Origin of the sequence: Mesorhizobium sp. B2-2-4 (assembly GCF_006442375.1) — a bacterium.
Classification (GTDB): Bacteria; Pseudomonadota; Alphaproteobacteria; order Rhizobiales; family Rhizobiaceae; genus Mesorhizobium.
This window is the reverse complement of the sequence record NZ_VFWB01000006.1, coordinates 402,010-414,393: the sequence shown is the minus strand read 5'-3', so window position 1 is coordinate 414,393 and position 12,384 is coordinate 402,010. Positions and strand designations below refer to the sequence as shown.

At 61.2% G+C, this 12,384-nt stretch carries 13 protein-coding genes and 1 tRNA gene; 7 read left to right on the top strand and 7 right to left on the bottom strand.

Annotated elements, in window-relative coordinates:
• Window positions 1-102: 102 nt before the first annotated feature.
• Window positions 103-177: transfer RNA gene (locus FJ959_RS18030), tRNA-Asn, on the top strand.
• A 450-nt stretch (window positions 178-627) separates the two neighbouring features.
• Here FJ959_RS18030 and FJ959_RS18025 read toward each other — a convergent pair.
• The 3 genes from FJ959_RS18025 to FJ959_RS18015 form a co-directional block, all read right to left on the bottom strand.
• On the bottom strand, window positions 628-1,314 hold the full coding sequence (locus FJ959_RS18025; RefSeq protein WP_140631171.1) for an ABC transporter permease subunit: 687 nt from the start codon (window positions 1,312-1,314) through the stop codon (window positions 628-630).
• A gap of 1 nt (window position 1,315) precedes the next feature.
• Window positions 1,316-2,038 carry an ABC transporter permease subunit gene (locus tag FJ959_RS18020; RefSeq protein WP_140495743.1) on the bottom strand — a complete coding sequence of 241 codons (723 nt, stop codon included), beginning with the start codon at window positions 2,036-2,038 and terminating at the stop codon, window positions 1,316-1,318.
• Window positions 2,039-2,111: 73 nt separating this feature from the next.
• Window positions 2,112-3,140: a transporter substrate-binding domain-containing protein gene (locus tag FJ959_RS18015; protein ID WP_246678945.1), complete on the bottom strand. Its 1,029-nt coding sequence runs from the start codon at window positions 3,138-3,140 to the stop codon at window positions 2,112-2,114.
• A gap of 312 nt (window positions 3,141-3,452) precedes the next feature.
• Here FJ959_RS18015 and FJ959_RS18010 point away from each other — a divergent pair, with 312 nt between their 5' ends.
• Entirely contained in the window at window positions 3,453-4,748 is a 1,296-nt protein-coding gene (locus tag FJ959_RS18010) for an amidase (protein WP_181172011.1), read from the top strand.
• A 152-nt stretch (window positions 4,749-4,900) separates the two neighbouring features.
• Window positions 4,901-5,905, top strand: coding sequence for a LysR substrate-binding domain-containing protein (locus FJ959_RS18005; protein ID WP_140631167.1), 1,005 nt, complete (start codon window positions 4,901-4,903; stop codon window positions 5,903-5,905).
• Between the two features lie 6 nt (window positions 5,906-5,911).
• Here the strand turns inward: FJ959_RS18005 and FJ959_RS18000 are convergent, their stop codons facing one another.
• Together FJ959_RS18000 and FJ959_RS17995 are read right to left on the bottom strand one after the other, a co-directional pair.
• Window positions 5,912-7,054 (bottom strand): aminotransferase class V-fold PLP-dependent enzyme, encoded by a 1,143-nt coding sequence (locus FJ959_RS18000; protein ID WP_140555386.1) that lies wholly within the window; start codon window positions 7,052-7,054, stop codon window positions 5,912-5,914.
• A 4-nt stretch (window positions 7,055-7,058) separates the two neighbouring features.
• Window positions 7,059-8,006, bottom strand: a complete 948-nt coding sequence (locus FJ959_RS17995; RefSeq protein ID WP_181172012.1) for an ornithine cyclodeaminase family protein — start codon at window positions 8,004-8,006, stop codon at window positions 7,059-7,061.
• 261 nt (window positions 8,007-8,267) lie between these two features.
• On the opposite strand from FJ959_RS17995, the gene FJ959_RS17990 reads away from it, so the two are divergent.
• The 4 genes from FJ959_RS17990 (at window position 8,268) to FJ959_RS17975 (ending at window position 11,250) form a co-directional block, all read left to right on the top strand.
• A complete protein-coding gene (locus tag FJ959_RS17990; protein ID WP_246678944.1) occupies window positions 8,268-9,614 on the top strand; it encodes an FAD-dependent oxidoreductase in 1,347 nt (448 codons plus the stop codon).
• Window positions 9,615-9,684: 70 nt separating this feature from the next.
• Entirely contained in the window at window positions 9,685-10,035 is a 351-nt protein-coding gene (locus FJ959_RS17985; protein ID WP_140517162.1) for a RidA family protein, read from the top strand.
• A gap of 107 nt (window positions 10,036-10,142) precedes the next feature.
• Window positions 10,143-10,574, top strand: coding sequence for a cupin domain-containing protein (locus FJ959_RS17980; protein WP_140495738.1), 432 nt, complete (start codon window positions 10,143-10,145; stop codon window positions 10,572-10,574).
• Window positions 10,575-10,803: 229 nt separating this feature from the next.
• The gene (locus FJ959_RS17975; protein ID WP_140631162.1) at window positions 10,804-11,250 is read left to right on the top strand and encodes a hypothetical protein; all 447 of its coding nucleotides are present in this window, start codon (window positions 10,804-10,806) and stop codon (window positions 11,248-11,250) included.
• A gap of 69 nt (window positions 11,251-11,319) precedes the next feature.
• Here the strand turns inward: FJ959_RS17975 and FJ959_RS17970 are convergent, their stop codons facing one another.
• Together FJ959_RS17970 and FJ959_RS17960 are read right to left on the bottom strand one after the other, a co-directional pair.
• Window positions 11,320-11,775: a carboxymuconolactone decarboxylase family protein gene (locus FJ959_RS17970; protein ID WP_140631160.1), complete on the bottom strand. Its 456-nt coding sequence runs from the start codon at window positions 11,773-11,775 to the stop codon at window positions 11,320-11,322.
• Between the two features lie 122 nt (window positions 11,776-11,897).
• Entirely contained in the window at window positions 11,898-12,326 is a 429-nt protein-coding gene (locus FJ959_RS17960; RefSeq protein WP_140495735.1) for an SRPBCC domain-containing protein, read from the bottom strand.
• Window positions 12,327-12,384: the final 58 nt, after the last annotated feature.

Here is a 12,384-nt window from a genome sequence, read left to right as displayed (position 1 = left end):
AGAAACGCCTGAGCGAAAAAGTCTCGGAAAAATGCGAAATGGTTCTTTGCAAAGCCGAAAAGGGTTTGCTATAGGCTGCGCCACTCGCATGAGAGCCTCTGTTCCCCGGTAGCTCAGTGGTAGAGCAACCGGCTGTTAACCGGTTGGTCGCTGGTTCGAATCCGGCCCGGGGAGCCACTTAATCCAGAAATGTCTTTAAACCCAAGCACTGCAAGGGTTTCCGCCTCCCAGAGGTACACTGCGGGGTACACTGGGCTATGACGATCGGCGTGAACCACATTCAGAAACGCGGCAAGGCCGGATGGCGCTACAGGCGCAAAATCCCTGGAGAACTTCGGGTTATTTTGGGCACGCGAGAACACCTCGTGCCCGCTTGGCGCCACTGACCAGGAGGCCCTCAAGAAATACCCTGGGGTTCATGTAGGGGCCGAGAAGTTTTTTGTCCGACGCGGTCAAGCGCGCGAACGGCCCCGACAGCGTGGGATCAGTTCCGCGACGAAATAGCCGCTGCTTGCAAAACGGGATTTGGCGAGGTCATCGAAGCGGCGCGATCCTATGGCGCATTCGGCGTGGCCTGAAGGTCACGTCGCCTTCCACGCAGCGGCTCGATATGCCGATCCGTTCCGCTCAATGTCGTCGAGCAAGCCGTCTCTCGAAGAAACCAAAGCCGATAGTGATCAATGCCGCCAGCAGGAAATATCCTAGCGCGGCGGCGAACAGAGGCTCGTAGACCCGAAATGTCTGCGCGCGAACGAGGTTCGCCGCACCCATGAGTTCGAACACCGTGATCGTCGACGCCAGTGCGGTCCCCTTCAAAAGCAGGATATTCTGGCCGCCGATCGCAGGCAAAGCCAACCTGAAAGCCTGCGGGAGAAGGACGGAAATCATGATCCGTGTTTTCGACAGGCCAAGCGATTGGCCGGCCTCACGCTGCCCTTCTGGAATGGCCTGTATCGCCCCTCTCCAAATCTCGCCACAGTAGGCCGCGGTGTTCAGGGAAAGGGTAAAAAACGCATAGAAGTCCGCGCCTCGCAAAATGGGCCAGAGCGGGCTGTAGCGGATCGAGGGGATCCCCGAGAGAATTTGGCCGATACCGAAGTAGCAGAGGTAAAGCTGGACCAGGAGCGGGGTCCCCCGGAACGCGAGGATAAACGCAACCGCTGGATATTGCAGCCATTTGCTGTTGGATAGCCGGGCCAGTGCAACCGGGATGGCAAGCAAATTGCCGACCACCGCACAGCCGAGGAACAGGATTATGGTGACCTCGACGCCGGCCAGAAGCTGATTGGCAAGGTAGGCTCCAAACTCAGTCACGCTAGCCCCGCCTCCCGCCACGGACGGTGGCTGTTTCGAGGGCATGGAAAAGCATCGCCGATATGCCGGACATGGCGAGGAACACGAACGCGATCGCGCAATAGAACATGAAGTAATCGCGCGTCGCGCCGGCAGCCATCTTGCCGGCGAGAACGAGCTCGGTAAAACCGATCAGGCTGACCAGTGAGCTTTCCTTCAAGACGACCAGCCACAAATTGCCAAGCCCCGGCAAGGCCAAGGGGACCATTTGCGGCACGGTGACCAGGAAGAAGGTCTGGCGCCGTGTCAGACCGAGTGCATGGGCTGCCTCGACCTGACCTCGCGGGATGGCCACGATCGCGCCGCGCAGGACCTCCGTGCTGTAGCCGCCTTGAACGATCCCAAGCGACAGGGTCGCGGCGACAAACCCATTGACCTGGAATTCGGAAGTCAGTCCCGCCAGGCTCACGGCCCAGCGCAACGCGTCCGTCGCGGTATAGTAGACGAGGAATATGATGAGAATGTCCGGTACGGACCGGATGATTGTCGTATAGGCAACGGCTGCGGAGACCGCCACGCGGTTCTTCGAGATCTTGGCCACCGCACCCATGAGGCCGAGGGTCAGGCCCACGAGATAGGCGCTGATCGAAATTCCAAGGCTCAGGCAAGCGCCAAGAAGCAATTCGTCGCCCCAGCCCTTGTCCCCGAAGCTGAGCAGGGTTGCCCAAGACACGGTCGAGTTCATACAGCGCGTCCCAGTTCAATGAAGATGGCGACGGCCGCCCCGTGGCGGCCGTTCCCGGGCCTGAACCAGATGATCAATCGCCGTAAATGTTGAAATCGAAATAGCGCTTGGTGATCGTCTCGTACTCGCCGCTGGCGCGCACCGCCTTGAGTGCTGCATTGAGGCGGTCCCTCAGAGCGGTGTCTTCCTTGCGCAGGCCGCCGCCGTCGCCGTATCCAAACATTTTCTCATGCGGCAGCGTCACCTTGATTTCATAAGCCTGGCCCTCCGGCTTCTTCAAGAAATCCTGGATCTGGATGCCTGCCGCAGCCATGAGATCCACGCGTCCGGCCTGGATGTCCGCGATTCCGTCATCGAGTGTTGGATAGATCTTCACTTCGGCAATGCCGTTGAACTTATCCTGCATGTAGGTCGCCTGCAGGCTGGCACTCTGTGCCGCGACCGCAATCCCCTTGAATGTCTCCGGCTTGGTCACGTCGAACTGCCGCGTATCCGCCTTGGCGCCGACAAGCACGTTGGGCGAATAGTAGTACTTGTCGGTGAAATCGATCACCTCCTTGCGCTTGTCCGTGATCGACATCGAGCTCCAGATGACGTCGAACTTCTTGGCCAACAGCGCGGGAATGATGCCGTCCCAGGCGATATCGACGATCTCGCATTTCGCCTTCATCTCTTTGCAAACGGCATTCATCAGGTCGATTTCCCAGCCCTGCCAGGTGCCGCTGGCATCCTTGACGGAGAAAGGCGGGTATGGCTCCGCGGCGACACCGAAACGGATGGCATCGTCGGCCGCCGACGATGAATTGGCGGCGCCAAATACCGCCACGATCAGTGACAAGGCGAGTGCAAGCTTTTTCATGATTGTTCCCCTTTTTTTATGTGGATTTGTATCTTCCGCAATGATGATGCTGGTAGCCGGGCATCTGCCGATCTTTCGACGTCGGCCCGTGGCCAGCCGGCAGCATCGAGCATCGTGGACTGGTTCGGATGTCGGCGATGCGAACTTGGCCATTCGGCTCAGTCGACCTTCTTTCAGGGCGGTGTTTGAAAACGCTAACAGTTCAAATGATCTCGATCTAATGCCCCCTGCCGTGCGGTTCATCACCAATAGTTATGACAGCGATAGCCCCTTCGAGTGACGCAGTCCGGCGACCGGCAAACGATCGCCGCTCGTTGATCCGCGCGTGCGAGGACAGGGCTGAATTGAACGGTTCACGACGCCGTCATTGATCGCGACTATGAGTTTTCAGCGATAGTCCCGCGTCCACGGGAATAAGCTCGCGACTGTCCACCAAATTTCTGATGTGGCATCGTCGGCCGGTTCCGGGATGGCCGGCCGCAATGCAGTCGGCCCGCGGCCCGTTCGCTCTAAGGTCGTCACATGAATAGCAGCCCTTGCCGGTCCATCGAGGAGATGAGCGAAAAGATCGCTGCCGGCCTGTCGCCCGTGGAAATCGTGGAGGGCTGCCTCGAGCGCATCCAGGAACTGAATGAACACATCAAGGCGATGATATTCGTGGCCGAAGCTGATGCCCTGGACGCCGCGCTTCAGGCCACGCGCGAAATCAGATCCGGTCACAGGCGCGGCCCGCTGCATGGCGTGCCGATCGCGGTCAAAGACGTTATCGATGTCAAGGATTGGCCGACAACCGCTGGCTCCCGGTTGTTTCGGGATCACGTGGCGACGGAAACGGCAACATGCATTGCCAATCTTCAGGCGGCCGGCGCCATCATCATCGGCAAGACGAACCTGCACGAACTGTGCGTCGGCGGCCATGACAACCCTTGGCACGGCAAGGTCGCCAACCCGCTTGATCCGGACCGTGGGACAGGTGGCACGAGCAGCGGGTCGGCCGCAGCGGTCGCGGCCGGTTTTTGCCTGGCAGCGGTTGGCACGGACAGCGGCGGGTCAAACCGATCCCCGGCTGCTGCAACCGGCTTGTTCGGTTACAAGCTGACGAATGATCTGATCGCCGTGCAGGGCGTCATGAGCATAGCGCCTTCGCTGGACTGCATCGGCGTTCTTGCACGCTCGGTCAGGGACGTTCGCCTGATGACCGAGGCGCTTGCCGGAAAACGGCTCGCCCCGTCGGCAAGCGGGGGCAGCAAAACGACAAAGGGCATCACGATCGGCATCTGCCCCGAACTGCTTGGCGCTCACGTCGACACGTCAGTCGATATCGCGTTGGCTACCATGCTCGATCGTCCTGAAGTGCGCACGGTCGAGATCACCTTCGACGACAGGGAGGCGTTCGTTGCCGCGGGACTGACAATCCTCCAATGTGAGTTCGCGCGAATCTACCGCAATGCAATCGAGCAGAAGCCGGACATGGTCGGCGACGCGGTTCACTTATTCCTGCAGGGCGGCATTCGCATCCATGCCGGCGCCTATGATAGCGCCATCGAAATCCGTAACGGCGTGCGAGGCCGGTTTCTGGAGAAAATCGCGGGCCTGGACGCTCTTGCCATCCCTACGGCGCCTGGATCGGCGCCGCGGCTTTCCGACGAACTCACCGAGGTGAATGGGGAAATGGTGCCGTGGGGAATGGCCGGCGGCCGCTTCCGCCGCTGGGCAAATATGCTTGGCATGCCGGCGTTGGCTATTCCTTTGCCGGTTCCTGACGGGCTTCCGGTGTCGGTGCAACTGGCCGCAGGTCCGGGTCAGGACGCCGGTTTGCTCGATCTCGCCGAAATGTTGACAAGCAACTGAAATCAGTTCCGCCAAATCGCTGAAAGTTCATAACCTCCAGGAATAAACTTCCTTCGCGCGCCTCTTGGAACATCCGACCCTTCCCATTAATCTTGGCGTTCGCAGCTCGCTGTTTCGGCACAGCGATCAGCTGCCTGGCAAGGTAAGCGGGCATGAAATTTGGCGAAAAGGACACCGTCACGAAGGAGGCAGAGTTTACGCCTCGCGAGATCGAGGTCTTCGCTTCGGTCATGCTGCATGGAACAACCACCAAGGCGGCCGACGCACTTGACATCACGCAGCCGGCTGTCAGCAAGATGCTCCAGCAACTCAGCGAGAAGGCGGATTTCCAGTTGTTCAGGAAAAGCAGGCAGCGGCTGATCCCCACTCCTGAAGCGCACATGCTCTATGCCGAGGTTAAGCGCGTTTTCGAGTCCGCGCGCGGCATCTCGCGCGCCGCGAGGGAAATACGCGAGTTGCGAAGTGGCAGGCTGAACATCTGCGCGCTCCCGGCCTTCGGGTCCACGCTGCTGCCGTCCATCATCACGAGCTTCTCAAAACAGCATCCATCCGTGTCGATTTCCCTGGACATCCGCAGCTCCGCCACGGTGGTGCAGCGGGCGAGCCGCAATCAGCTCGACATCGGAATAGGCGTAACGGCATCGGACGAGAATTCTTCAATCGTCAGGCGAGCGCTGACAGCGACCCCACCGGTTTGCGTTATGCCGGCGGGTCACCGTCTGGCCGAGCTCGACGTGGTGCAGGCAGAAGATCTCGACGGTCTCGACTTCATCGCGATGGGCTCCGCTGATCCGATGCGGCAGCAGCTCGATGCCTTGTGCGAAGAACGCGGAGTGGGACGTCTGTTGAAGATAGAGGCCAGCCTGTCCAGTGCGTGCATCGCCCTTGTCGCGTCCGGGGCGGGCGTGAGCGTCGTCGACAGGCTTTCGGCGTGGCTGGCACGCGACCTGCCGATCGAGATCAGGGATTTCCGGCCACGTCTCGATCTGAACCTGAGCGTCTACCGGCCTTGGGGTGTCATTGCATCGACGGCGGCGGACGCCTTCACCGAGCATCTCATCCAGACGACGCGAAGCTTTATGAACGGCGTAGAGGCAGGAATCACCGCCCTGGGTCCTCGCCGCCAGGCCGACAGAACTGTTTTCATTCACCGCTGAAAGCCTCTAGCGGAGCGGCAGGCATTCGAACAGGCGGCCGATATCGGCTTCGTCATTGTAGACATGCGGCGACACGCGCATCTTCGTGCCGCGGAGTGTGACGTGCACGTCAGCCCGCTTCAGCTCTTGTGCCGCATTCGGCGCGAGACGGCCCCCTATGTCGAGGATCGCGATATGGGGCGTTGGGTGTCGCGGACGCGCGACCGGCAGCCCTCTGCTTTCCGCCTGCGCCCAGACAAGCTCATTAAGGTGACGCAGGCGCTCAAACACGCGCCCGACGGTCCAACCGCGGATGAGCTTCATTGCGGCGATTGCGATGGGCAGGACCGCGAAATCGGAGCGTTCCCCCATGTCGAACCGCCGCGCGCCGGGAAGAAACTCGGCCACGGCCACCTTGTAGAAGTCCGATTTGTCCCCGCCCATCCGGTTCCATGAATGATGCTCCAGAGTGCGCCCCTCTGTGTGCCAACGCCGGTCGGCGTAAAGGAATGCGAGGCGATATGGCCCCAGAAGGAACTTGTAGGTGGCAAAGACGAGAAAGTCCGGTCGGACGCGCCGGACATCGAAGGGTATCGCGCCAACCCACTGGGTTCCGTCAACGACAAGACTGGCGCCCGCTGCCCGTGTGGCGGCGGCCACCGCCTCCAGGTCGATCGCCACGCCCTCGAACCAATGCACCAGCGTCCCCGCAACGACCGCGATGGGACGGCTCGAGTCTTGGATTGCCGATACGATCGCGCTGGTCCAGTCGCCGTCGGCTGGTTGCGGGACGATATCAACGCAGGCGCCGGCGCGTTGCGCGAGGTCATACCAGACATATCTGTGCGAGGTGTGTTCGTTCTCCATCAGAAGGATGGCCGAACCTGCCGCAACCAAAACGTTGGCGGCTGCGATAGCCATGCCATAGCTGGTGGCGGCCACAATGGCGATCTCATCGGCATCGGCGCCCACCATTGATGCGGCGAGCTGCCGAGCCTCTTCCACCTCGTCGTAATAGGAGGCGATGGTCATTTTCCAGGGTTCGGCTTTCACCCTGACGCCGGCCTCGCCAGCCGCGACGGCGGCGGTCGGGATCGGAGACATGTATGCGACATCCAGATAAGCTGTCTCGCGGGGAATGGAGAAGAGATCTCGTTGGCAGCTCAGCATGGCATCACAACCTGAAATCAATTGAGGTGCCGAGTCCGGCGTTGCGGGCGGAGATATAGACAAGATTGGCAAGCTCGATGTCTTGCGCCGGAACGCCGAGAGACCGGAAAAGCGTGATCTGATCGTCGCCAGTGCGGCCGGGTTTCGCACTTGCCAGCACGTCGCCGACCTCGCCACGGATATGATCGACGCCGATCACGCCGGTTTCAATCGCCTCGATCAGTTCTCCCGCGGCCGTCAGCGCCATAGGCAGGTAGTCGACCCAGATCTGCGCTCTGCGCACACAGTCGAGGTCGAGCTCGCGGCATGAAGCGACGCTCGCCCCGACCGCATTGATATGGACACCAGGCGGAAGCCATTCGCCGCACAGCACCGGCTTTTCGGAAGATGTCGTGGTGCAGATGATGTCGGCCTCGCGAACGGCCTCGCCAGGGTCGCGATGTGCCTTCGCCTGGAATCCGGCGGCTGACTGCTCCTCGGCGAAGTGCTGCGCCTTTGCAAAGTCGCGACCCCAAACATGGATCGCATGGATCGGCCGGACGTCCGCAATAGCCGCGACATGCCGGCGCGCTTGCTCGCCATATCCGAACAGTGTCAGCGTGGTGCTGTCTTCGCGCGAAAGTGCCCTCGTCGCGACAGCACTGGCCGCCGCGGTCCGCCAAGCCGTAAGCTCTCCCCCGTCGATCAAGGCTACAGGCCGTCCATGATCCTTGTCGAACAGGAAGACACCGCCGCGATGAGACGCGAACCCATGCGCGAAATTGTCAGGAAACACGGAAAGCACCTTCGCCCCGAACAGCGGCCGGTCATCCAGCGCAGCATACATAAGCGACAGACAACTCCCGGCCGCACCCGGCAGCTCAAGTGTGCGCCTGATCTGCTGGCGCGCCATCCCACTCGATGTTTTGCGCAGTGCGGCCTCGGTCGCTTCAAGAGCCAGGGATAGGCTCAAAATGTCCCGGATCGCGTTCTTGTCGATCAGGAGGAATTCCGGCTCACCGTGCAGTCTCTTCCATTCCGCGATCCCCGATGCGCCGATAAGCGTAGCATTGCTCTCGCAAACGGTTGCGCCCGAATTTGATAACTTCGCACGAGAAGTTGCCCGTGCGGGCTAATGGGCCGACCTGGGCAGCCGCAGATGGCTGGGACATTGGTTCATAACTTTTGGCCATGAACGGCAGCGACCAGTTCAATTGACCGCAGTTGGCACCCATTGCAATGTTTTCAGGCAACCGAGGATGTTGTGCGGGGTTGCAAACACATCGCAGGCGCCGATCGAATTAAGAAGAGCGGCGTCAGCAGTACTGTCAAACGCTCCAGCAACATCTCTCAACGATATAGCGGCATTTGCATCGATTCGTCTTTCAGAGATTACTCGTATCGGATGACGTCATTAGCCCGGGAATTTTTGGAGATCATCTTTATGCGTGTCGTGGTCATTGGTTCCGGTATCGTCGGCAGTTCCGCCGCCTATGAATGCGCCAAGGCGGGAGCAAGCGTCGTCGTGCTCGAGGCCGGACGGATAGCAGGCGGTACGTCGGGGGTAAGCTTTGCCTGGACAAATGCGACGACCAAGCGGCCCCGGCCGTATTTCGATCTGAATGTCTCGGGAATGCGCGCCCATCTTGAACTCAAGCGCGACTTCGGCATCGCTCCCTGGTTCACCCAGACCGGCAGTTTCGATTGGCGAACAGAGCCGGAGTCGATGGACGATTATTTCGAGAACTTCAGGCAGATGAAGGAATGGGGCTACGGCGTCGAGTGGATCGACAAGAAGCGCGTCGCCGAGATGGAGCCCGATATCGATGTCTCCGCTTTCGGCGATTGTCCAATCTCCTACTATCCGGAAGAAGGCTGGGTCGATCCGGTGCTCTACTCGGCCTGGCTTTTGCGGGCGGCGAAGGAGCGCTGGGGAGCACAGGTCAAACTCGGTTCACGCGTGACCGAGATCGAGACCGAAAGCGGGCGCGTACGGGCAGTTCGGACGGCGAACGGAGACCGACACGCTGCGGATGCCGTCGTGAGCTGCACCGGCGGCTGGTCTAGTGAGAGGCTCGGCGATGCCCAGGGTATTCCACTTTCCTCGACCATAGGCGTGCTCGCCTTCACCCCGCCGGTGGCGTTGACGCTCCGAAGCCAGCTGCATGCCGACGATCTGGATATCCGTCCCGACGGAGCGGGGCGCATCATGATCCATAAGGTCTCGGTGGACATGACCCTGGAGAAGCCGGAGGTGCTCAGCCCTGCCGGGAACGAGGCGGCGACGCTCCTGGATGCGGCGACCAAGGTCCTGCCTTCGCTCCGCGACGCAGGTGTGGAAGCCATTCGCACGACGGTCCGGCCGTTCCCGGAGGACGGCTACACCTGTGCCGGCGCCATGCCGGATATCGTCGGCCACTACATGGCCGTAACGCACAGTGGTGTGACCATCGGCCCGCAATTGGGCAAGGTGGTCGCCGACGAAGTCGTGCGCGGCAAAATCCATGACGAAATGGAAACGTTTCGTCCGCAACGCTTCTTCCAGGCCCACGCCCAGCGCTCCGCTGTCGCGCACGTCTGATCCCGCTCAGCAGACCGCTGGATTGCGTACGGCGGCCTGCTTTTGACCAACGCAACCAGGGGCCTCCGCCATGGGGAACATCGAACGATTCGACAAGAACGAACGGCTTAGCCGTATCGTCGTTCACAACGGCACGGCCTATCTCTCGGGCTTGACGGCCGATGACAAGAAAACCGGCACGTCTGACCAGACGAAGGAGATATTGGAAAAGGCGGATCGCCTTCTGGCGAGCGTCGGTTCGGATAGATCGAAGCTGCTGTTCGCGCAGATCTGGTTGAGGGATGTCGAAGACTTCGACGCGATGAACAAGGCTTGGGTCACATGGCTCGACGGCGTGGAGCCCCCGGCACGCGCCACGGTCGGGGCGAGCTTCGCCTTGCCCGAGATCCGTGTCGAGATCCAGCTTACCGCAGCGATTTGACACGTCGCACGCCACGTCCAGGCCAGCGAGTCCAATCAGATTCGTCAGGGACATGCTTGCGCACCGGCCTTCGCGGCGCGATAGATGCGGCGGTTTGGGGAGGAATCATGCGAAAAGTCCTGGCATCGGCATTGCTGCTGGCGGCTGCGGCGTTCGCGACCGGCGCTCATGCGCTGGACAGCAGCGGCACACCCGTCGTCGTGACACCCCTCGCCTCGCGCACGACCACCGCTTCCGGCCAGCCGATCACGCTGCCGCAGAAGAACGTGCAGGTGCTGGTGTCGACCTACGACATAGCGCCGGGCGCGACCTTGCCGGTGCACAAGCATCCGTTCCCGCGCTACGCCTATGTCGAGGCCGGCACGTTGAAGGTCACCAATGTCGAGACCGGCAACAGCAACACCTACAAGACTGGCGATTTCATCATCGAGATGATCGGGCAGTGGCATCAGGCCACCAATATCGGTGAAGGCCCGGTCAAGCTGCTGGTGATCGACCAGGTCGAGGAAGGCACCAAGAACACGGTTTTGCGCCAGTAAGCCACCGCTGCTCCGGCTCCTCGAACTGTCTCGCCACGGGAGCGCGCCGCGTTAAGCGTTGGCCCAGCTCTTCACATCCGGTTCCGCACGACCGGGCTGACGATGCTATGCCGGTTGCCCGCCTTACCGGCGGAACCGGATTCCCCCCGTTGGGTTTTTCGCGAAATCCCTTTGCTTGGTGAATGCCTTTTCCTGGAGCAAACTCCCTGCCGGGGCTCAAGGAGCAGAAATGAGAGCACGAACAGCGACGGTTGGCGATCTGGAAGACGTGTTTCGCCATTTGTCCAAGCGCATGTCCGACGAATACATCGCCGCCGGCAAGGACAGCAAGGTCGCCTACGACAATCTGATGATGAACCTGAAGGAGGGCCGCGCCCATGCCCTTGTCGACAACGACGGGACCGTAGCGATCGTCGCCTGGCACGAGCATGGCGACGCCGCGGACACGCTGTTCGCGGCGCGCGAGGGCTTTTTCAGGGCCGCGACCGTGCGTTTCTGCAGGCGGCATATCAAGCAGATCCAGGCGCTCGCCGGCAATCTCCCTATTCACTCCCGCAGCTGGCTCACGGGACCGGAAATCGCAAAATGGTTTCGCACCATCGGCTATGTCGAACGCGGCGAGGAAAATGGCGCCAAACTGTTCGAATTGCCGCCGGCCGCGACCCGGCCGGGCTAGGCAAGCAGGTTTGGTGCACCGCGAGTCCAGCCGCCATTGCACCGTGGCACGGCTCGCCTTCGCGCGGCCTTAGCCCCAGGCGCCGACCATTTGGCGTGTCGTGGCGTTCAGCCGATTGAAGGCGTTGATCACGGCGATCTGGATGACGAGCCCGGCAAGCGCCTTTTCGTCATAGTGCCGGGCGGCCTCGTTCCATACCTCGTCCGTCACGGCATCCGTTCTGTCGGCCAGCCTTGTGCCGGCCTCGGCAAGGGCAAGCGCGGCGCGTTCGGCATCGGTGAAGTACGGCGTCTCCCGCCAGGCCGACAAGGCAAAGATGCGTTCGTCCTTCTCGCCGGCCTTCTTGAGTTCGCGCGCATGCATGTCGACGCAGACCGAGCAGCCATTGATCTGGCTGGCGCGCAGATGGACGAGCTTGCGCGTCACATAGGGCAAATCGGCCGCCTCGGTCGACTTGTCCAGCGCCAGCAGCGCCTGCAGGGCGCCGGGGATGAGCATCACGGGGTTCTTGAGCCTGGCTTCCATGGTGTTTCTCCGTTTGAAAAGTTTGGTCAGGGCGCGGTTTGCCATGCCCGGGAGCGGCGCATCCGGGAGACTTGTTGTGGTTCGCCGGCCATGGCGACCGGTTGGTCGAGGAGAGTCGGCGCTCAGCCTTGCTTCGCAGCCACCTGCTCAAGTCGCTCAAGAATACGCGGCCAGCCGCTTCCCATGCCGACATATCCACGCTCGTCGGCCGGCCGAAACCCCGAGTGCTCCATCCGCACCCGGGTCGCCGCGCCCTCAGGCGTGAGCGACCAGGTCACCACGGTTTTCAGTCCGCTGTCGGATTCGCTTCCGTCGCCCCAGCTATAGGCAAGCAGGCGTGGCGCCTCGACTTTCAGCACGACGCAGTTCGTCACCCCGGACCAGCCCGGTACCGGTGAAGCGCGGAACGTGAAGCGATGCCCCTCTTGCGGCGCGAAGTCATTCTGCATGAGCCATTCTGCGACGAGTTCGGGCACTGTCAGCGCACGCCATATCTTCTCCGCCGAATGCGGAATCAGCCGTTCAACGACGATCGATTTGGTCTGTGTCATGCCGTGCTCCTCTTAGTCGTCGTCGAGCCACCGCTCGCGATCAATAACTCGAGGGCTA